Annotated in this window: 16 protein-coding genes; 9 read left to right on the plus strand and 7 right to left on the minus strand. The window is 60.1% G+C overall.

The window, feature by feature from the left end; all coding sequences use genetic code 11:
• Positions 1-106: 106 nt before the first annotated feature.
• A complete protein-coding gene (locus tag R3C19_23225) occupies positions 107-889 on the minus strand; it encodes a molybdopterin molybdotransferase MoeA (protein MEZ6063270.1) in 783 nt (260 codons plus the stop codon).
• Between the two features lie 66 nt (positions 890-955).
• Here R3C19_23225 and R3C19_23230 point away from each other — a divergent pair, with 66 nt between their 5' ends.
• Both R3C19_23230 and R3C19_23235 read left to right on the plus strand, forming a co-directional pair.
• Positions 956-1,180, plus strand: a complete 225-nt coding sequence (locus R3C19_23230; protein ID MEZ6063271.1) for a hypothetical protein — start codon at positions 956-958, stop codon at positions 1,178-1,180.
• A 60-nt stretch (positions 1,181-1,240) separates the two neighbouring features.
• Complete coding sequence (locus R3C19_23235) at positions 1,241-2,731, plus strand: hypothetical protein (GenBank protein MEZ6063272.1); 1,491 nt, start codon at positions 1,241-1,243, stop codon at positions 2,729-2,731.
• A gap of 88 nt (positions 2,732-2,819) precedes the next feature.
• Here R3C19_23235 and trxA read toward each other — a convergent pair whose 3' ends face one another.
• The 4 genes from trxA to R3C19_23255 form a co-directional block, all read right to left on the minus strand.
• On the minus strand, positions 2,820-3,689 hold the full coding sequence (trxA, locus tag R3C19_23240; GenBank protein MEZ6063273.1) for a thioredoxin: 870 nt from the start codon (positions 3,687-3,689) through the stop codon (positions 2,820-2,822).
• 416 nt (positions 3,690-4,105) lie between these two features.
• Positions 4,106-5,563, minus strand: a complete 1,458-nt coding sequence (locus R3C19_23245) for a sulfatase (protein MEZ6063274.1) — start codon at positions 5,561-5,563, stop codon at positions 4,106-4,108.
• Between the two features lie 127 nt (positions 5,564-5,690).
• Complete coding sequence (locus R3C19_23250) at positions 5,691-6,839, minus strand: FAD-binding oxidoreductase (protein ID MEZ6063275.1); 1,149 nt, start codon at positions 6,837-6,839, stop codon at positions 5,691-5,693.
• Positions 6,840-7,090: 251 nt separating this feature from the next.
• Positions 7,091-8,203, minus strand: a complete 1,113-nt coding sequence (locus R3C19_23255) for an enolase C-terminal domain-like protein (protein ID MEZ6063276.1) — start codon at positions 8,201-8,203, stop codon at positions 7,091-7,093.
• A 54-nt stretch (positions 8,204-8,257) separates the two neighbouring features.
• Here R3C19_23255 and R3C19_23260 point away from each other — a divergent pair, with 54 nt between their 5' ends.
• Entirely contained in the window at positions 8,258-9,613 is a 1,356-nt protein-coding gene (locus R3C19_23260; protein MEZ6063277.1) for a hypothetical protein, read from the plus strand.
• A gap of 113 nt (positions 9,614-9,726) precedes the next feature.
• Here R3C19_23260 and R3C19_23265 read toward each other — a convergent pair whose 3' ends face one another.
• Positions 9,727-10,179: a hypothetical protein gene (locus tag R3C19_23265; protein ID MEZ6063278.1), complete on the minus strand. Its 453-nt coding sequence runs from the start codon at positions 10,177-10,179 to the stop codon at positions 9,727-9,729.
• Between the two features lie 116 nt (positions 10,180-10,295).
• Here R3C19_23265 and R3C19_23270 point away from each other — a divergent pair, with 116 nt between their 5' ends.
• From R3C19_23270 to R3C19_23295, 6 genes are all read left to right on the plus strand, one after another.
• Complete coding sequence (locus R3C19_23270; protein ID MEZ6063279.1) at positions 10,296-12,287, plus strand: WD40 repeat domain-containing protein; 1,992 nt, start codon at positions 10,296-10,298, stop codon at positions 12,285-12,287.
• Positions 12,284-13,954 carry a DUF1549 and DUF1553 domain-containing protein gene (locus R3C19_23275; protein ID MEZ6063280.1) on the plus strand — a complete coding sequence of 557 codons (1,671 nt, stop codon included), beginning with the start codon at positions 12,284-12,286 and terminating at the stop codon, positions 13,952-13,954. The genes R3C19_23270 and R3C19_23275 overlap by 4 nt, the downstream gene beginning before the upstream one ends.
• Before the next feature lie 41 nt (positions 13,955-13,995).
• Complete coding sequence (locus tag R3C19_23280) at positions 13,996-15,372, plus strand: DUF1501 domain-containing protein (protein MEZ6063281.1); 1,377 nt, start codon at positions 13,996-13,998, stop codon at positions 15,370-15,372.
• Complete coding sequence (locus tag R3C19_23285) at positions 15,369-16,589, plus strand: hypothetical protein (protein ID MEZ6063282.1); 1,221 nt, start codon at positions 15,369-15,371, stop codon at positions 16,587-16,589. Before R3C19_23280 ends, R3C19_23285 begins: the two co-directional genes overlap by 4 nt.
• A complete protein-coding gene (locus tag R3C19_23290; GenBank protein MEZ6063283.1) occupies positions 16,586-17,035 on the plus strand; it encodes a hypothetical protein in 450 nt (149 codons plus the stop codon). Before R3C19_23285 ends, R3C19_23290 begins: the two co-directional genes overlap by 4 nt.
• A gap of 72 nt (positions 17,036-17,107) precedes the next feature.
• Complete coding sequence (locus R3C19_23295) at positions 17,108-19,621, plus strand: DUF1559 domain-containing protein (GenBank protein ID MEZ6063284.1); 2,514 nt, start codon at positions 17,108-17,110, stop codon at positions 19,619-19,621.
• Between the two features lie 236 nt (positions 19,622-19,857).
• Here the strand turns inward: R3C19_23295 and fusA are convergent, their stop codons facing one another.
• Complete coding sequence (fusA, locus tag R3C19_23300; protein ID MEZ6063285.1) at positions 19,858-21,990, minus strand: elongation factor G; 2,133 nt, start codon at positions 21,988-21,990, stop codon at positions 19,858-19,860.
• Between the last annotated feature and the right edge of the window lie 128 nt (positions 21,991-22,118).

The raw sequence follows: 22,118 nt of genomic DNA on the forward strand, positions 1-22,118 counted from the left end.
ACACGAAGCAGTCATGGTCAGCGGTCCGCAAATGCCGAACCACAGCGGCTTTCCCGGTTTCATGGCGATCTTGTGAAACACCTGCTTCACTCCCGCCGCAGCGAGTTCAGAAGGGACCAGATCCAGAGCCCCGGCCGACACGCTCTCCGACAGCAGCAGGAAGTCGTGCCGCAAGCCGCGAGCGATATGGTCGCAGTAGACGTCGGCAGTCGCGTGCGACTCCCAGCGGGACCGGTGTCGCGCTGGCTCGGCGGATCTGAGCGACCAGCATCGGTTCATTGGAATTGCGAATGAATCCGGGACTGAGCGGTTCGGCAACGTCGACAAGTTCGTCACCCGTTGCCAGAACCGCGACTGTTGGACGCCGGAACACGGGGACGCTGGCGATTCCGAATTCCGCCAGCACGGCGATGTGCTGAGGCTGCAGCATGGTTCCCGTCGACATCAGCGATGAGCCGGTCTTTGCCGAACTTCCCTGCCGCAGCACATTTCGTTCGGCGGCGATGGAATCGGCGGCCATTGTGACTTCGTTCGGAAGTTCCGGGTTCCACTGCACGTCTTCGATCGGTATCACGCAGTCGGCTCCTTCGGGCAGCGGAGCACCCGTCATGATCCTCACCGCGGTGTCCGGTGTAACATGATGCCGCGGCACGGTTCCGGCGGTGATGGTTTCCGAAACCGGCAGGGTTCGTGAGCCGGAATGGCGGAATCCGGCGGACGCCACAGCGAAGCCATCCATCATCGATTTGTCGAATGGTGGCGAATCATGAGGCGTGGTCAGATTCTCCGCCAGTACCAGCTCCAGCGTCTCCGACAACGGCAGAACAACGGGTTCCGCGCGCTGCACGTGAGAAAGAATGTCGTCAAAGGCATCGGCGACAGAGTGCATTCGGCCTGGTTCCCGCTGCAGGAATTCGATCCGGCGCTGCAGGACGCAGTCGCCGGAGGAATACTAATGGAAGCGGGATTGCGTCTCGACCGAAGCCCCAGCCGTCACTTGAACGATCGCGCGGGCAGCAATTCAGGTATGCAGAAGCGAGTGGCGATGCTGTCTGGAACCTTGATTGTGGCATTCGACTTCGAAGGTACGCGTCGCGCGTGCGTTGTGGCTGGCGGCGGCGTCCATTCGCTGCGCGACTTCACTTTTGCAATGATGTGCTGCCCGTTTGGTGCGCTTTGAGTGAAAAAATCGCATTGTTCCGCCCGGTATGGGGCCATGAACGCAGGTCCGGGGCCAGCCATGAAAATTACCCGACGACGCGTCTTGATTATGCTCTGGATGGCGGGTCTGCTGACTCCATGCCTGTGGGCGGTGCGGTTGTTTCTGGGTCGTCCCACGGCGGTGGAGGTGTCTGCGGAAACGACGTTCCTGGTCGGCGAGAAGCTGGCTGACGGGTCACTCGATTTCAGCAAAGCGCTCTACCAGCACTGCAATTTCCCGGTTGATGATTCGCTGAACGCGGCGATCGGCCTGATGCAACTGCCGGAGCTTCCGCGCGTTGAAGACCTGTACCGAATAATCCACCTGGGTTCGGGTGAACCGCCTGCGGGCTACGAAAATGATGGCGCGTTCCGGAGGTCAAGATTGTGGGACACGGGGGTCAGGGAGATCCGTCGGACAGCAGACCGACCCTGGACCGCGGAACGCTTTCCCACGATGGCGAAGGTCGTAGCGGCCGAAGAAACTCTTGTTCTCCAATGGAAAGCGGCCGTCGCGAAACCTCGACTGGTCAAGCCGCTGGGAGTGACGACAGACGAACTCAGGAATGTCATCGTCCGCGGTGCTCGCATCCTTCAGCGTCGAGCGATGTTAGCGGCCGGTGAGGGTCGCTGGGACGACGCGATTGACGACCTGAAGTCTGTTGACCACGCCGCGGAGTTGCTGGCACAACTGCAGTGCGGCTGGGAAACATACACCGCGTGTACGATCCACCACGACGTGTGCCGCGTCGTTTCCAGCGCCGTGCTGAATTCGACGACAGTGAACCCGCAGTTTTCCGCCTACATCCGGGAACGCTCCGAATGGCCCGTTCATGAAGTTGTCGCCAGGGCGGTCGATCAGGCGGTCCGGATTCATTTTCAGCTCGCGGTGCGGGATTGCCGCGAACGCAATTCGTATCTGCAGTGGTACGTTGGCGGCGGATTGATCTCTAATGACGCGAAAGCCCGCGAACTGCAGCTTACGCAGATTCGAAACAGCATTGACTGGTCGACGGTATCGCGAATCCAGAATGAAGTGGTCTCTGAATTTGTGGATGCTCTGGGCGAATCGGAACACGACGAATACCAGGTCAAGTGGAACCGAGCCGTTGATGTGTTCAGCGACTGGAATCGCAACGATCTGATCGAAGAAGTCCGGATGCTGGATCTGTCACGAATCCCTGAGCGGCTGGGTTACGCCCTGGCAAACTCATCCTACGAAACGAGAGTTCGCGGACTTCACGACCGCCGCGACGCTGTCAAACTCAGCCAACAGGCGTCGCTGACGTCGCTGGCGATTGCGGAATACCGTCAGCAGAACGGTCAGTTCCCCGACACGCTGAACCAGTTGCCCAAAGCCATTCGCGCGGGGTTGAAGCCGTACCGCACAGGGCAGCAGGATTTTCGATTGGAACGCGACGAACGCAGCATCACACTGCGTTCCGGTGACTCCCGTCGCTCAGCCTGGACATTCCTGATTGACTCGTCCAACGAAGCGGATCAGCCGGAATCCGACAACGCGGTTCGCTGAGTTTTCTACTGGCCGCGGCGGACGCCGATACTTTTCGTTCTACCTGCTCCCGCGAGCCCGAATGTCTCATTCTGCCCCGCTCGCGGTATCAATAGAACGCGGTCGCCAGTTTGCGGCGGTATTCAGACGCCAGTTTCGACTTCGGCCCCATCGTCGTCAGGATACCGACCATGACTTCCTTGGCCTGGTCACGCACTTCCCCAAAGTTATTTTGCACGACTCCCAGCAGCAGTTCGCAGGATTCCTCATAGCGTTTGTCGATGCTCAGTGCTTCGGCCAGAGTGATCTGCAGTGCCGGGTTTGTCGGGTCGGCCAGCAGAGCCTTTCGCGCGGCGGTTGTACCACCGGATTCTTCAACTTCGGCACGCAGCAGAAGCTGTTCCTTCAAAGACTCCGCGTCGGCTTCCAGATAGCCGGCGGCTTCCAGATGCCCAATCATCTCACTGGCTTCCTGATCGCGATCAAGAGCCATCAGTGTGCGGGCCAGCGCGATTCGAAAGGGCCGAGTCTCCGGTTCCAGATCGACGGCTTTCCGGAAGGACGCTTCCGCGGCGGCGATATCTCCGGCGGCTTCCGCGTCACTTCCGGCGGCAAACGCTTCGGCGGCCGGTGAAGGCAGGAATTCGTCCAGCCAGGCTCGCAGGTTCGCTTCCGGCTGAGCACCACTGATCTGACTGACGGGTTGCCCTTCCGCCATCGCGACGACAAACGGAATGGACTGAACTCCGAACGCGCCGGCGATTTCGGGATTCTCGTCAACATTGACCTTCACCAGCACAAACCGACCGTCGTATTCGTTGGCCAGCTTTTCCAGCAGCGGCATCAACTGACGACAGGGGCCACACCAATCGGCCCAGAAGTCCAGCACGACGGGACAGCTCATCGACTGATCAATGACGTCAGCGCGAAACGTTTCCGTGGTGGTGGTGCGAATCCATTGAGATGACGTGGCGGACATGGCAGCAACTTCGTGACTTCGGAAAGAACAGTGAATCGCCGGGACTCTCGCGTTTCGGGGCAGGTTACTCGTAAACCGCTGCGTCGCCAACATCCGGCGGTCGATGTTTCCACGAAGACACCGACCGAAAGACCGCCGCAATCCCATCGCGCTGCGCTGGCTGCCTTGCGCGTGTCGCGCAGCGACCGGAAACCGCTGGTGGATGACCAAATTCGCCAGGCCGCGTACGATGGCGGCAGGACGTCATATACCGCGAGCGGGGCAGAATGAGACATTCGGGCTCGCGGGAGTAAGAAGAGCGAAAAGTACCGGCGTCCGCCGCGGCCGGTATAAAACGATTTCCGACGGCTGCACCGCACAACTTCGGTAAAGATGTGGTGCCCGGGGCAATCGAACTTCGGAAGCGCGTTTGGCCGTCATGGTCTCCACGGTTCCGGGCCGCCGTCCTGTGCTCGCAGGAATCTTGCGTCAACTTCCGTATACCAGCGATGAAGTCTGTCGCGCAGGACGGCGACTTGTTCCGGACGCGATTCCGCAAGGTCGTGCTGTTCGCTGATGTCGTCCGCAAGGTGGAACAGATTCACCTGCCCGTCTTCGAATCGTTCGATCAGTTTCCAGTCGCCCATTCGAACGGCGGCTCCCGGCATTCCACCCTGATTCGAATAATGCGGGTAATGCCAGAACAGCGCGTCGCGTTCCGGTGGCTCGCCGCCGCGCAGCAGCGTCACGAGGCTGAGTCCGTCCAGATGCTGGTTCGGCCGAAGCGGCTGACCGGTCAGTTGCAGAATCGTTGGATAGAAGTCAGTGCTGATCACCGGCACGTCGCAGGTGCTGCCAGGCGAGGTGACTCCCGGAGCCCGGATCAGGAACGGTTCGCGAATTCCTCCTTCATACAGCCAGCCCTTGCCGCCGCGCAGCGGAAGATTGCTGGTCGGCGATCCTTCCGACGTTGACAATCCGCCGTTGTCCGACATGAAACAGACGATCGTGTTGTCGGCAAGTTCCAGTTCATCCAAAGCGTCCAGCACGCGTCCGACGGCCGCGTCCATCGCTTCCACCATCGCCGCGTAGACCGCGTGAGACTGCAGGATGCGAACCTGACGTTCCGTGGCATCGGGCCAGATCTGCTCTTCCGGGCCGAATTGCGGTTTGCCGCCGAGCCCCAGTCGCTCGGCCTTTTGACGGTACTTCTCGACCAGTTCCGGCTTCCCCATCAGCGGCGTGTGAACGCTGTAAAACGCCAGGTACGCCAGGAACGGCTCGTCCCGGTGTTCAGTGATAAACTTCACCGTCTCGCGCGAAAGTCTGTCGGGCAGATGTTCTCCCTCCGGACCATCGGAAAGCCGCGGGTTGCCGTACGGCGAAAAATACTTTCCCGGTCCATACGGTCCGCCGCGGGAGAAGCCGCCGACGTTGACATCAAATCCCTGATGTTCGGGCCAGAATTCTTCCGTCGGGCCCAGATGCCATTTGCCCGCGAAAAATGTCGCGTATCCGGTGTCTTTCAGAGCTTCCGCGAGCGTCACTTCGCTTAATGGCATGAAGTCGTTCAACTCGGCGGGAAGAAATCGGCCGGACCGCTTGCCGGTGAACCAGTCAGTCGCGGCGGCTCGCGTTGGATACTTGCCGGTCATGATGCTGAAGCGAGTCGGCGAACACACCGGATTGGCCGCATAGCCATTCGTAAACTTCATCCCGCCAGCCGCCAGACGATCGATGTTCGGTGTCTCGTAGAACGTCGCAGGATTGTTGGCTCCGATGTCCATGTACCCAAGGTCATCGACAAGAATGAAGACAACGTTGGGCTGATCCGCGGCGCGCGCGGAGGAAAGAAGCAGGAGGAAAAGTGGCAGCAGTATTGGGAGACGTTTCATGGGGCAGGAGTCGGGAGTCGGGATTCAGGAGTCAGGTGTCGGTAGTCGGGAGTCAGTTGTCGGTAGTCGGTAGTCGGTAGTCGGGAGTCGGGAGTCAGTTGTCCGATCTGAGATTTGAGATCGATCGTCACTTCTCACCACTGCCATCGAACAGGCCGTGCGGGTCGAATGTTTGACGCAGGCGAGTTGACAGCGGATCCGTTTGACGTGCCGGGTGAGATGATTCCCACGTGGAAACGCTGCCGCCGCAGCGGGTCGTGAGCTGTTCGCAAAGCTGGTGCAACTGCGAATCCTGTTTCGAAGCGATCGCGTACAGGATGCCGTTGCCGGCGTGACCGACAACATGATGTCCCGCGTCGGTGATCGCCTTCGTGATGTTCGAAAGTTTCGAAGGCAGCACCGCAACGCGGTAATGGTCTGACTTCCAGCCATAGCCAAAGCCGCGGCAGTGTTCCGGAATTCGAAATTCGGGTGCTGCGTCCCCGCGAGTTCCCGCGTCGCGAGAATCGAACGTCTGAGTCGCGTCGCTGCCGCATTCGCCGCGAATCTGTTCAGCCTGCCAGTCGCAGACGGAATCCGATCCTTCGACTCCCACCGTCAGTGACACCGGTCCTCGCTCGTCGGCTTTGGTAGCCGGAGCGGCCGCGAAGTCCAGCACGACAGGTGTCGCCGCCGACACATTGATGCGATCGAGTGCCGCGGAAAATGATTCCAGTCGCGGAAAGTGAAACGATCGGATGAGTGATTGTTCCGGAACGGGCTTCAGCTTGAATGTCACCTGGGTGATGACGGCCAGCGATCCTCGCGAACCCACCATCAACCGGCACAGATCGTAGCCGGCGACGTTCTTGACGACTCGCCCGCCCGCATGGAACACGCGGCCCTGACCGTCGACCGCTTCGATCCCGATCACGTAGTCCCGCAGCGTGCCGTAACCGTACTGCCGCGAGCCGGCAACGTCCGACGCCACCATCGCTCCCACAGACATGGCGCGATCAAAGCAGTCGATGGGAAGCTGCTGGCGTTCGTTTGCCAGAATACGGCTCAGTTCGTTCGCAGGCATTCCGGCCTGGACAGTGATCGTCATGTCACGAGCCGGATAGTCGACGACCGCTGACATGCCGGATAGATCCAGCAGGCGGTGATTCGCCGCGAGTTCTTCGCTCGCCGACAATCGGGCCGTGCGCAGCTTCGCGCGATCGGCAGCCGCAGCGCGGACGATGTCAGCAACATCACCGGCTGAGTTTGGTTTCAGAATTGATTCGCCGTTTGACAAGAGTGAATTTCCGTTTGGTGCTGCGTCTCGTTGAAACGTCGCAAGTCGTCATTTCCCGTTCCACGACTCAGTCCCGGAACACACTTCATGCGGCCTCGCTCTTCGCACGAGAAATTCAGGATTCGCCGTGCGACCACGGAAGAAGAAACGTCTGCTTTGACTGTATCAGGTTACGCGTTCGTTGGTCAGCATGAGCGACGTCGGCAACGGAACTCGACGGTCACAACGCCGCGCTGTTGCCTGCGCACATGTCACATCCGATGTCGGTCGACCAGGTGCCAGTCAACTTCGACTCCCAGGCCAGGCCGGTCGGGAAGCGTGGTGAATGGTCCCTGGATACTCAGCGGTTCGTGAACGATGCTGAATTCATGGTACGACGGTCCCAGGCAGTCTCCGGGGATCGACTCAACCTGCACATTTGCGGTGGAAACGACAAAGTGCATCATCGCGGCGGCTCCGACATCCCATTCCAGATTTGATCCGATCGTGCATGGAATTCCGTGTCGCGCGGCGACTTCGGCCATGCGGCGAGCGTTCAGAATTCCGCCCTGTTTTCCGGGGTACAGCGTCACGGCGTCGCAGCAGTGATGGTGCAGCAGTTCCAGCAGATGAACTTCGTCGAAACAGCTTTCGTCGGCCAGGACGCGGATTCCGAAGTCGTCCTTCAGCCTTTTCAGATTCGTATAGTCACCGCGCTGAAGCGGCTGTTCGACAATTGCGATATCACAGTCCTGCAGTTGCCGCAGACACTCACGAGCGCGCCGGTCCGACCAGCCTCCGTTGGCGTCGATCGTGACTTCGATTTCGGGACCGACAGCTTCGCGGACAGCGCGCACGCGAGCCACGTCATCACTGTCCGTACCGACTTTGACCTTGATCGTTGAAAAACCGGTTTCGACAAGTGCCGCCGATCGTTCCGCGGCAACCTTCGGCGCGTAGGCTCCCAGCGAAAATCGGTTTCGAATCGTCAGCGGCCGAACGGCTCCTCCCAGAACTTCATAGATCGGTTTTTCCTGCGCTTTTCCGACGACGTCGTGGCACGCCATTTCCACGGCCGCCTTTGCGAACCAGTTGCCGACGGCAGCCGAATCCAGCAGCCGCGAAATCGCGTCAACGTCGCTGGCGTCGCGATTTACAACCAGCGGCGCGAACAGATTTTGAATGATGGCGGTCGCTCCCCAGACAGTCTCGCCGCTCCATCGCGGAGTCACCGTGGCTTCTCCGACGCCCTCCAGGCCGTCTTCCGTCGTCAGCCGCACCAGCACAAACGCGGATTCGTCGTGCCGTCCCAGAGCCGACACCATGCGGCGCTCCGGCTTCAGCGGAATACAGACCGGGATGGCTTCCAGGTTTCGGATTCTCATAATGCGCAGCCCCGCGTCGAACATTCCGAGATCACAAGTTGAGTATGAGTTTCCATGCTGAAAGCCGCGACTGGTCGAACCACGATGACTCCGTTTTCCGGCGTCGAACTGACAGGCTGGGGATACTACATCGAACGCACCTGGACGAGTATCCATGACGATCTTTACGCGACGGCTCTGGCCGCCGAAAGCGATGACGGTGCCGCCATCGTGATCGCTCTGGATCTGATGGTGATCGATGAACGCTTCACGCGGCTGACGCGTCAGTTGATCGGCGACGCCACCGGGATTCCCGCGAAGTCAATTCTGCTGACTTGTTCACACAGCCATAACGCTCCCGCGGCGGGCGGACTTCTGGGTGTCGGCGAGTGCAGTCGGAAGTACGAAGATCAGGCCGCTCAGCTTGCGGCCGACGCGGCGATTCAGGCATGGAACAGTCGAACGCCGGCTCGGGTCCGCTGCGGTTCCACCATCGTCAGCGATCTTTCGTACAACCGAACACGCGCGAACGGAATCACCGACTCCACGCTGACGGCGGCACTGTTCGAACGACGCGACGGGAAGCCGCTGGCCGCAATCGTCAATTTCGGTGCTCATCCCACCGTCACGACGGAGCTGCGACCGCGGGACGTCAGCCGCGACGTTCCCGGCCGGGTGTGTGATCTGATCGAACAGCACTTTCCCGGCGCGACGGCGATGTACATTCAGGGAGCCTGCGGCGACACGAACTTCCTTCCCGAGTTCCAGACCGTCGAACGCTGCGACGAACCGGCTCAGCGACTCGCCAGCGCAGCCGTCGAGTCGCTGCGGGCCGCCGCAATTCAATCACGGGATTCAGTCGCGACTGACAGTCGCATCGCCCGGCTGCCCACGCGTCGCTGGCTGCGCGACGAAATCGATCACGATCGAAACGAAGCGAAGCGGCGACTGCGAGAAGAAGACTTTTCCAACTGGCGGCAGACGATCGGTCGCTGCATGACGAATCGGCCCGACGACATGGTGGCTCGTCACGGTGGCGATGAAGCGAAGGCCGTGAAGGCGATGTGTCGATTTCAGTTGGAATGGACGGACCGGATGCTGCGCGATCTCGATTCGCGGCCGGAACATTTATTGACGGAAGTTCAGGCCATTCGGATCGGCCCGCTGACGATTGCGGCCAATGCCTGTGAGTTCTTTTCGCCGTTTGCACGTGATGTCAGACACCAGTCTCGCGCGGAGACGCTGATGCTTGCCTGCTATTCAAACGGACGCATCGGCTATCTTCCTGACGCTCACGACATCGATGCAAAGAGCTACGCCGGGTACCAGTCGCCCAAATACTGCAACCAGTTTCCATTTACCAAGGAATCCGGTCCGGCCATGTGCCGTGCGATGCTGGATTCCATCGAAGCGGTCTGCCAGGGAACCTGATTCTCGGCAATCTGCGAAGCGGGACAGGCACCGAGTATGCCGGCGACGCTGCAGTGCCGCTGTCACGTCTTGATCTGGGCGCGTCATTACTGCAGCGTGCTGAAGAATCCGGATTAGTCGCCGTGTTCGGCGCGCCGTTTCATGTACAGTCGCTGAACTTCCTTCATGCAGCATTCACCGTCCGCCGCCAGCGTTTCGCAGCGAGCTTCATCGGAAGCGGATTTGGCGAGCAGTTCCCGAATTCGCCTGGGCGTTCCGTCCAAAACGTCGGCTTCGATATCATCCAGCGTAAAGCCAAAGCAGGCGCAGATCGGGGCGGAAGGACTCTTCGGATAAACGGCCGACTGCAGATCGTCGACAGAAGCAAGCCGTTCGAACAGATCGAAATACGCCACGTCACAGGTCGGAAACGCGCAGAACCAGGCGGTGTCGCCGAGTTGCTGTCGCGATACCGCGGAGATGTGCCCGTCGAGCGTCGGCTTGCTCACGGGCGTGCCCAGTGACCCGCACCGCGGACAGAACGCGCGACCGTCCGGTTCCGGTTCACGAACGAAGGCTTTGTTCATTCGGCGAATCTCGCGCGGGGCTGAATTTTGGAAATCCGTTAGACAAATCGTCACGCGTACGTTCTCAGGTGTGCGACCAGTTCGCAAACCGTGACTTGCGGGAGAATGCCGGGACCGTGTCGAATCGATTCAAACAGTTTTTTGCGCTGGCGTCATCGGCGTGTGTGCTCGCCATGCAGCTTTCGCTCGGTCGAGCGGACGATGGCGGAGCCGGTGATGGGCGAGCCGACCGCGAACCTGCCATCGAAGCGATGGAATTCGAAACCACGGCTTCTCGCGCGCTGAATGGTTCCACCGACGTTCTGTGCCTTGCGGAATCTCCGTCGGGCAGCGATCTGATTGCCGCATTTCATGACGGCTGCGTCATTCTGTTCGACCGGACCACGCGCCAGCGAGTTGCCGGAACGAAGTGCCACGACGCGCCGGTTTCCGATATGGCGGTTGCCGGTAACGTGCTGGCTGCCGCTGTTGATGACGGAACTGTTCGCACGTGGAGTCTGCCGGATCTGACACCGATCAACGTGCTGCCGGGCCATGCCGGTCGAGCGGTCGGAGTTGCCGTGTCCGCCGACGGTCACACAATCGCGTCGTGCGGAATCGACGGGACGGTTCGGCTTTGGCACGCCGATCCCGCCGCCGAAATCGCCGTTCTGACCGGTCACAACGCGGCGGTTCGAGCGGTTGCGTTTTCTGCCGACGGTCGGCTGCTGGCGTCCGCCGGAGACGACGGCACGGTGCGGCTTTGGCGCGCGGAAACACGGCAGCAAATCAGCAGTCTGGACGGTCATGCTGGCCGAATTCGAGACGTGGCGTTCTCTCCTGACGGACGTCTGCTGGCCAGCGCCGGCGAAGATGGAACGGTGCGGTTGTGGAACGCTGACGCTCCGGAGACGCCGCCGCGGTCACTGAAGCACGACGCGATGGTCTGGCGGCTCTGCTTCGCGTCTCACGGAAGGCTGCTGGCATCCGGCGATGCTGACGGAACGATTCGCCTGTGGAACGTCGAAACGGGGGCTTTGACAGCAACGCTTCACGATCACACCGATACGATCACGTCGCTGTTATTCGCCGCCGATTCAAAGTCGCTGTTCAGCAGCAGCCACGACGGAACGATCAACACCTGGCACGCGATGAAGCCGCTGCAGCCGCCACTGGCCGTGATCGATATCGACGCGGGCAAGGTGTGGGCGTCGGCGGTTTCTCCGACGGATGGGCATGTCGCCGCGGGCGGCCGCGACGGATTTGTCAGAATCGTCGATCTTCGTTCGGGTCAGACATCACTGGATTTGAACGAACCAAACGGCACGACGATCGACTGTCTGGAGTATTCGCTCGACGGCCGGATGATCGCCGCCGCCGGCTGGAAGAGCAGCGAAGTCGTGGTGTGGAACGTCGCTGACGGTTCGCTGATGAGAACCTTCGTGGCCGACGCGAATGTTCGAGCCATCGCGTTTTCACCCGACGGAACGATCCTGGCGGCCGGATGCGATGACAATCAGTTGCTTGTCTGGGACGTCGCGTCGGGTGATCTGAAGCAGAAAGTCAACGCTCACGCCCAGCCGGTCTACGACATCTCTTTTTCACCGGACGGCCGGGTCATCGCGACGTGCTGCGGTAACTGGCGTGAACAGAAACCCGGCGAAGTGAAGCTCTGGAAAACGAGTTCACTTATCGAAATCGCTCAACTGGCCGCGCATGAGGCGGCCGTGCGAGCCGCCGTGTTCAGTCCGGACGGCAGTCGGCTCGCTTCCGTCAGCGAAGACGGCGTCATCATAATCAGCGACGTCAAAACGCAGCAGGAACTGCCCGTCATGAAAGGTCCCGCCGGATCGCGCACGCTGGACTGGTCACCCGACGGGCGGTTGCTCGCGGCTGGCCAGCACAACGGTACGACCACCGTTTGGGATCTGAAGACTGCAAGCGTCATTCGTCGCCTCGGCGGTAACGACGACACATTCTCCGTACGATTCGTGCCGGACGGTTCAGTCCTGTGTTCGGCCGGAGGCGACCGGAAACTGACTTTGTGGGACACTTCGGATCTGTCCGACGACGGCACGCGGCCCCGTACCGTCGACGCCGTTCGCAACTGGAGGACGCTCGTTCCATGACTCACTTGCCGCATATTTTTCAACCGCAAAAGTCGTTTCATGTTCGCGTGAATGTTCGACGGTCGCGGTCATTTGATCTCGCGCGCTTTGTGCAGGGCATTGTGATCGCGTGTCTGGTTGTCTGCGGACTGCCGGTCCAGGCACAGCACTCGGACGCTCCGGATGACGTCCAGATACTTGCCGATCAAATTGACGAACTGGTCGCGGCAAAATGGAAAGAAAACGGCCTGGTCCCGGCGAGTCCGGCGGACGACGCGGAGTACCTGCGGCGCGTCTGGCTGGACATTGGCGGCAGAATTCCCCGCGCTGCCGACGCGAGAGACTTTCTGGAGGACACGACCGATGACAAACGTCGGCGGCTGGTTGATGAGCTGCTGGACGGACCGAACTACGTCGTCAATTCCACGAACTTCTGGCGCACCGTGCTGATTCCGGAGGCAGACACGGATTTCATGGTGCGCTACATGCTGCCCGGGTTTGAGGCGTGGCTGCGACAGAAACTGGCCGATGACACGCCCTACGATGACATGGTGCGGGAGCTGTTGACGACGCAGGTGGCCGGAGTTGATTTGTTTTCCCGTCAGGGTGAGTTGTCGCCTATCGCCTTCTATCAGTCGAAGGAAATCAAACCGGAGAACCTGGCCGCTGCGACGTCGCGAATGTTTCTGGGAATTCGCATCGAGTGTGCTCAGTGCCACGACCACCCGTTTGATACGTGGAAGCGAAAGGACTTCTGGGGCTACGCGACATTCTTTGCATCGCTGGAACGCCGCTCGGGAGGCGGCGGGCTTCTCGGTCGGCTGCAGGAATTGTTCGGTCGCCAGACGCTGACGATTCCGGATACGAATGAGGTTGTTCGTGCGACGTTTCTGACAGGAGAATCGCCCCAGATTGCGTCCGGCAGCAGTCCCCGAATCACGCTCGCCGACTGGATTACGTCCGGCGACAATCCGTACTTCAGTCGCACGGCCGCAAATCGCGTGTGGGGGCATTTCTTCGGGAAAGGGATCGTCCATCCTGTCGACGATTTTTCCAGTTCGAATCCGCCCACTCATCCGGAACTGCTCGATCTTCTCGCCGGCGAACTCGTGCGGCACGACTTCGATCTGAAGTTTCTGATGCGAGCAATCACTGCCAGCAGAACCTACCAGTTGACCAGCGCGGTTCGACCCGGCAGCGAACAACCGGACACGTGGCTGTTTTCACGAATGTCCGTCAAAGGCATGACGGCGGAACAGCTCTACGACAGCATCGATCAGGCGGTGGGAAATCACGAATCGTTCGATCAGACACAGCGGATGAGTTTTCAGCCGACAACTCGCAGCCGGTTCATCGAGCAGTTTTCGGACAATCGCAGCGACCCGACAGAACGCCAGACATCCGTGCTACAGGCGCTGTCGATGATGAACGGCAAACTCGTCAGTGATGCGACGGATCTGAATTCCAGCAGAACGCTGGCGGGAATCGCCGCGTACCCTGGCTTCGACACATCGCAGCAGGTGGAAGCCCTGTTTCTGGCGACACTCAACCGGCGGCCGAGTCCCGATGAGCAGCAGCGTTTTGTCGACTACGTGCGCACCGCCGATGACTCGCGCACGGAGAAGGAAGCCCTGGCCGATATGTTCTGGATGCTGTTGAACAGCAGCCAGTTTTCACTGAATCACTGACCGCTGCGGCGTTCTGGAACGACAATTCGTGAGGTGATCCCATGCCACACTCGCCAGAATGGAAACCCGAAACCGAGCGCCCGGTGCTCAGCCGTCGCGACTGGATGCGGCTCGCGTCAGCCGGCATCACGGCGGGTTCGATGTCCGGCTGGCTGAGTCAGCTCGCCGCGCAAACGGCGACTGACACGAGCCGTTGTCGTTCCGTCATTCTGCTTTGGATGAGCGGCGGGCCGAGTCAGATCGATACGTTCGACGTCAAACCGGATCACCGCAACGGCGGTCCGCTGAAACCGATCGACACTTCGGTTCCGGGAATGCACATCAGCGAAACGATGCCCAGGCTGTCGCAGATGATGCAGCACGTTGTTCCCATTCGTTCCATGTCGACTCAGGAAGGCGACCATTCGCGGGCCACGTACCATCTGCGAACGGGTTATCGTCCGCAGGGACCGGTGCACTATCCGACGCTTGGATCGCTGCTCAGCAATGAGCTTGGCTCGGAGACTTCGCCGCTGCCGAACTTTGTCAGCATCTCTCCGTTTCGCAACTTCAGTCCTGCGGCATATGGACCGGGGTTTCTGGGACCGCAACGATCGCCGCTGGTTGTGGGAGAACGCGGGCAGGCGATTGTCGGGGACGAACAGGCAACGTACGACGAGTCACTGAAGGTCGAGAATCTGAATCTGCCGGACAACGTCACGCCGCTGCAGACCGACCGCCGTCTGGCCATGCTGGCTGACTTCGACACCGATTTCCGCATGACTCACCCGGGCGTTCCTGCGGGAAGTCATGAGTCCGCTTATCTGCAGGCAGTGCGCATGATGCGTTCAAAGGCGGTCCGGGCGTTCGACCTTCACGAAGAAGACGCTGCTCTGCGCGACGCTTATGGGCGAAACCAGTTTGGCCAGGGATGCCTGCTGGCGCGACGGCTGGTCGAACACGGTGTTCCGTTTGTGGAAGTGTCGCTGAACGGAGTGACAAACAACCAGAACTTCGGCTGGGACACTCACACGAACAATTTCGAATCTGTGAAGCAACTGACGTCGGTACTCGACCCGGCCTGGGCGACGCTGCTGGAAGACCTGCACCTTCGCGGGCTGCTGGATTCCACGCTGGTGGTCTGGATGGGCGAATTCGGCCGGACACCGCGCATCAACGGCAGCGCGGGGCGCGATCACTGGGCGGTTTCGTGGACCACAGTGCTGTGCGGGGGCGGCGTTCGCGGAGGCCAGTTCTTCGGCGAAACGACCGAGGATGGAATGGCCGTGAAAGACCGTCCTGTGTCGGCCGCCGACCTGATGGCCACAATCTTTCGGTGCGTCGGCGTTGACCCGATGAAACAGAACATGTCCAACGTCGGCCGCCCGATTCGGCTGGCCGATCCCGAAGCCAAAGCGATCACGGAGATCCTGGCATGAACGCTTTCGGCCGGCAGGTCGCGATCATCATGCTGCTCACGGCGCCCGTCGCGATCGCCGACGACAATCCGGTTCCATCGAAACCCGCGTTCGTGGACATCGTCTACCTGCATCGCAGCCGGCCGATTTTTCTTCGTCTGCGGATCGAAGTCGATGGTGTGCCATTCGAACGTCGTTGGAAAGAACACGTCGCGTCGCTGTTTCAGGAGCTGGACACGAACGGCGATGGAAGCCTTGACCTCGCGGAGCTGACCGAAGCCGCGTCCGATGCCGACACGCAGCGGTCGCCGGAAGCCGCCCGGATCGCTCGCCGCGCAGCTCGCTGGTCGGCCCGTCGAAACCCGTTCAATGCATTCTCCATCGAAGAGTTCACTGCGTTTCTTATGAGCCGCCGGCTGGGTCCGCTGCAGATGGCGGACACCAGCCAGATTGCCGCCGGCGGAAGTCAGGTCGGCGCGAAACTGTTCGCGAGTCTGGACGGCGACGGCGACGAAAAGCTGTCGTCCGCTGAACTTCAGCACGCCGCGACGGAACTGCGTCGCCGTGATCTGGACGACGACGGTGCCTTCAGTGTCGCGGAACTGAGCGAAAATCCGACACCGTACTTTGTCCGTGCGGAGCCACAGATGATGGAAGCCGAACAGCCATTCATCGATCTCACACTCAGCTCCGCGCCGATCGCAGTTCTGCGTGAATTCGAACGGCGCTACGCAAAGGCTCCGTCTGTTGCCGCCGACGGTCGCGCGACATTGAGCCGCGAACTCGGTGCGAGGGAACTGGGATTAAGCAGCGAAACGTTCGGGACATACGATCTGGATTCTGACGGAATGCTGGACCGCGATGAACTGCGCGAACTGCTGCGTCGTCCGCCGGTCAGCCTGGAGCTTATCGTGCGACTCGGATCGCGCCGCGAAGTTGAGTTCGTCGTGGAAACAGCACCCGGCGCGACGGCCGATGGCACTCCGCTACGCCGATCCGAAGATGGTCTGGCAAGCCTCGTGATCGACGACGTCCAGGTGGAAATCGCGGAATCAGCGGCAGCGGTGCCGACGCTGCCAGCGAGTATCTCCAGCGACTGTTCGCCACGGCAGATCAGGACAACAACGGATACCTGGAAAAGGACGAAGCAGCGCGTGGCCGTGATTTCGCACAGTCATTTGACGAGTTCGATCAGGACGGCGACGGAAAGATCTTCCGTGAAGAACTGGCTGCCGTGATTGACGACCACATGCAGTCGGCGCGCTGTCGCACGCGATTGGATGTGACCAACCGAGGCCGCGATCTGTTTGAGATCGTCGATCTCGACCGCAGCCAATCGCTCAGTGATCGCGAGTTCGCTCAGGCGGCTCGCCGGATTCCGCTGTGGGATTCCGATGGCGACGGCGCTGTTTCACAATCCGAAATCCCGCAACTCTTTCAATTGTCGTTCGGCCCCGGTCAGCCGGAATTTCCGGGATTGCGGTTTCCCGGCGCTGCCGGTCGAACCGTTGAACAAGATTCAACAACCCGCGGCAGCGCACCTGTCTGGTTCACGAAACTCGACCGAAACAGCGATGGCGAACTGGTGCGGCGGGAGTTCCCCGGAACCTTCGATGAGTTCCAAAAGATGGACCGCAACGGTGACGGCTTCGTCGACGCCGCCGAAGCGGAGTTCGTGAAATAGCACGTCGACACAACACTGATGTTCGACACACCGGATCAATCACTTCAGCATCAATTCAGGGAGTTCAACAGGATGTCATCCAGACAAATGCGGTTTTCATGGGGCCTGCTGGCCGCGGTTCTTGGAATCGGCCTGACTCTGTCGTTCGCGGCGACGCAGAACGAACCATCCCGACCCGTCGAAGAACTGCTGCCCGCCGACACGGTGCTGTTGCTCGGTCACGACGGCGCGGAACGGCACCAGGCCGCATGGGAAAAGACGGCCGCATACGAATCGATGTATGAATCCGGCATGATGGATGTCTGGGAGAAGCTGATTGATTTCGTCGGTCAGCAGGCAGGCATGGGAGCGAACTCGGATGTCGACCAGGCAATGAAACACCTCGAAGCGCGCGGGGCGACACTGGCCGTTTCACTTCCTTCAGCACAGGGGCCGCCGCTGCCGCATGCCATGCTGGTTCTGCACGACGCGGCAAAATTCGAATCGATGCTGACCGGCCTTGCTCGCAACCTTGGCGGTTCCATTCGGGCACAGTTCGAATCGAAATCTGTGAGCGGTCGAAGCGTAACAATGGCCGTCATACCGGATTCGCCGGGTGTGGAAATCGGTGTCTGGGCCGAAGGCGGGCATCTGGTCGTCGTGGCCGGCATCGACGCGATTAGCACAGCGATTTCCGTTGCCGACGGCAAAACACCCAATCTGAAATCGAACGAATTGTGGCGGAAGTACAACTACGGCACAGACAGCTTCGAAACGACGTCTGTCGCCTGGCTGGACTTCGCAGCCGTTCGCAGCGCGTACGGAGCTATGCCGCTTCCGACACCGGGAGGAAAGACGATCGACGATATTCTGCAAACGGCCGGTCTGCACAACCTGACATCGGCCGCGTATCAGTACGGATACCGCCACCGATCACTGTGGTCGCAGGTCGCGATCGAAGTCGACGGACCACGCACAGGGCTGCTGGCGCTGTCCGATCAGAAAGCGATGACTCTGGCCGACCTGCCGCCGCTGCCGGCCAATACCAGCGGCTTCAATGCGTCGCGATTGGACATGGCTTCGCTGTGGAACATTGTCACGCAGTTGATCCGCGAAGGAGCTGCCTTCGGACCGCCCGGAGCTGCCGAACAGGTCGATGGAGTCTTGAGCAACCTGCCACAGATGATCGGCTTTGATCCCGGCCGAGATTTGTTCGCCGCGCTGGGCGACATCGTCTGTATCTATTCCGACCCGGACCAGGGATTCCTCGGCACGGGCATGGGAGTCATGCTGCAGGTCAGGGACGCGAACACGCTGACGGAAACGATCAACAAACTGCTGCTGCAGGCGGAACAGGCATCACGCGGCGACTTCCGAGTCCACCGTTCAGAAAAATCCGGACGCGAACTGGTGCTGATGCAGTTCGGCGATGTTCAGGCGGGAGCGTTGTGTATCGACAACGGCTGGCTCATCGCGGGACTGATGCCTCAGTCGGTTGAAGCAGCTCTGATGCGAATCGACGGCAAACTAACTTCGTGGAAACCAACCGCGGAACAGGCTGAGGCGTTCGAGACTTTGCCGAAATCCTTTACGTCCATCACCGTCGGCGATCCGCGAGTCAGTTGGCACACTCTGATGAAGCTGGCACCGTTCTTCCTGTCGGGCGGACAGGCGGCGCTGAAGGAGGAACGCATCCTGCCGCGTGACGCGGAACTTCCGATTACGATCGCCGACCTGCCGCCCGCGGAATTGATCGTGCGTCCTCTGTTCCCGAACGTCACCGTGACCACTTCGGACAGTGACGGCATTCATATTACGTCGCGTCAGTCTCTTCCCGGAATTCCGTTCATCGGCAGCATCGGCGAAGGCAGCGGACTGGCGACAGCCGCCATCGGAACCGCTCTGCTGCTGCCCGCCATTCAGCAGGCTCGCGAAGCCGCACGGCGCACTCAGTCGCGAAACAACCTGAAACAGATTGCTCTGGCGCTGCACAACTATCACGACGTCTATGGCAGCTTTCCGTCGGGAACTCACCCCAACGAGAAGCTTAAGCCGGAAGAACGCATAAGCTGGCTGGCCGCGATACTGCCGTTCCTTGAACAGCAACCGCTGTATCAGACGATTGACTTCGAAGAAAGCTGGGATGACGCATCCAACGAACGCGGAGCGATGACTCGTGTCCCGTCCTACCTGAACCCAGGCAGCGTCGCGGCGGTGGTCGGTCCCGGTGAAACTCACTACGTGGGCATTGCCGGAGTCGGCAAAGACGCTCCCATGCTTCCCGTCACCAGCAAGCGAGCTGGAGTCTTCGGCTACAACCGCAAGACCAGAATCCGCGACATCACCGACGGGACTTCCAACACGATTATGACCAGCGAAGCCAGCGGTGACTTCGGACCGTGGATGGCGGGCGGCAACGCTTCCATCCGCTCTCTGACGACAAAGCCGTATATCAACGGCCCCGACGGAATCGGCGGTCCCTATCGCGGCGGCGTCAACGTCGGCCTCGCGGACGGTTCCGTGCGGTTTGTCTCCGAAAACATCGATCCGCGAGTCTTCGAACTCCTGTCGGCGATGGCTGACGGCGAGGTGATCCCGCAATTCTGAACGCGGTTGTTTGCAAATGAGTCACCCCGTGGCCTTCACGACGGGGCCACGGGCAAGCGAACCCGCACAAGCGGCTTCTCGCTCGCAAAAGGCCAACTGGGTTCTCCGGAGGCATACTGAGAGTCTGCGTCGCCAGAGCGCCGCATGCGGGTTCAGCCATCGAACCGACTTCGCGCGTTAGGCGCTCGCTGGCCTTCGACGCAGAGGAGTTGACTGATCGCGCACCGGCGAACGGTCTATTTCCTGACGAGTTCCTTCTCCGCACGGCGCTTCTTCAGGACTTCTTCCTGAATGTTCTTCGGAGCCTGGCGATAGCACAGGAACTCCATGCTGAAGGTGCCCTTGCCCTGAGTCATGGAGCGGATTTCATTGGCGTAGTCGAACATTTCCGCAAGCGGGACTTCCGCCAGAATAATGCATATGGCGTCGTTCACTTCCGAAGACGTGACGATGCCGCGCTTGCTGGACAGGTGGCCGGTGACGGCTCCCTGAAACTCATCGGGAGTTTCGATTTCCAGCTTCATGATGGGTTCCAGGAGAGCCATGTTGGCTTTCTTCAGAGTGTCCTTCATGCAGTCGCGCGACGCGATCTTGAATGCCATTTCGGATGAGTCCACGTCGTGATAACTGCCGTCCCGCAGGTACATCTTGACACCGACGACTTCGTATTCGCCCAGCGGCCCTTTGTCGAGTGCCATCTGGAAGCCGGAGTCGCACGACCCGATGTATTCTCGCGGGATGCGACCGCCGGAGATCTCATCAGCGAACTCATAGCGGTGCTCCGAATTCTCCGGCAGCGGTTCCATCAGGCCGACTACGTGAGCGTACTGGCCGGAACCGCCGGTCTGCTTCTTGTGCTTGTGGTTGAATTCCACCGACTTGGTGGGACGTTCCTTGTAGGACACACGCGGTTCGCCGATCAGGCATTCGCACTTGTATTCGCGTTTGATGCGTTCGACGTAAACGTCCAGATGCAACTGACCCATGCCGGCGATCAGTGTCTGGCCGGTTTCTTCGTCGGTCTGCACCTGAAACGTCGGATCTTCGCGGCGGAAGCGTTCTAAAGCCTTGCCGAGCTTGTCTGCGTCGTCGCGCTTTTTCGGTTCGATCGACAGTCGAATCACGGGTTCCGCGACGAAGATATTTTCCAGCGAGTATTCGATACCACTGCCCAGGAACGTGTCCCCGGACGCGCAGTCGACACCGACGACAGCGATGATGTCACCGGCTGACGCTTCTTCGATGTCTTCGCGATCGTTGGCGTGCATTCGCACCATTCGGCCGAACCGCGTTGCGCGGCCGGTTCGTGCGTTGGTGTAGCTTTCACCCTTCTTGATCACGCCCTGATAGATGCGCATGTAGGTCAGCTGACCGAAGGCTTCCACGACCGTCTTGAACGCCATGGCCACCATCGGATCGCCGGCCTGATTTGTCAGCCGGACTTTTGGATGCTTGCCTTCTTCGTCTGCCGGCTGGCTGTTGTCGTTGGCATAGACATCAACGTCGGTCGGGCACGGCAGGTACATAGTGACGGCGTCGAGCGCTTCCTGAACGGCCTTGTTCTTAAAGGCGCTGCCCATCAGCACGGGCGTCACCTGCTGAGCAAGCGTTGCCGATCGAACGATGCGGCGGATGTCGGCCTCAGCCACTTCGCCTTCTTCCAGCAGCGTTTCCATCAATGCGTCGTCGAAGTGCGACAGTTCCTCCAGCATCTCCGTGCGCGCGGTCTGTGCGGCGTCCCTGAGGTCGTCCGGAATCGGCTTGCGTTCGACGATTTCGCCTTCTTCGCCCTTGAAATAGATGGCTTCCATGCGAATCAGATCGACCACTCCTTCGAACGCGGATTCCACGCCGATGGGAATCTGCAGCGGGATCGCATTCGTCTTCAGCTTTTCCTTCATCTGAGCCATCACCTTTTTCGGGTTGGCTCCGGTGCGGTCCATCTTGTTGATGAACGCAATTCGCGGAACTCCGTAGCGCTTCATCTGACGGTCGACCGTCAGCGACTGGCTCTGAACGCCGCCGACCGAACACAGCACCAGAATAGCGCCATCCAGCACGCGCAGGCTGCGTTCCACTTCGACGGTGAAGTCGACGTGTCCTGGTGTGTCGATGACATTGATGACGTGTTCGGGAATCTTCAGCTTATCGTTTTTCCAGGCGACACGCGTCGCGGCGGACGTGATCGTAATGCCGCGCTCACGCTCCAGTTCCATGTGGTCCATGGTCGCGCCGCCGTCACCGCCCTTGACGTCCCGAATTTTGTGAATTCGTCCGCAGTAATAGAGCATTCGCTCTGTCAGCGTCGTCTTGCCGGAATCGATGTGGGCGGAAATCCCGATGTTGCGTACACGACGAAGGTCAGTCATTTCTCCAGCCGTCCTGAGTGTCGAACGAAGAACACAAGTGTTAAGCCAGGCGGAACATCCGCACAGAAAAAAGAAATCTGGTACCGGTCCTGCCGTGGCGTGCGAACGCGGGAAGCGAAACTTCGCGA

The organism is Planctomycetaceae bacterium (assembly GCA_041398785.1).
Classification (GTDB): domain Bacteria; phylum Planctomycetota; class Planctomycetia; order Planctomycetales; family Planctomycetaceae; genus JAWKUA01.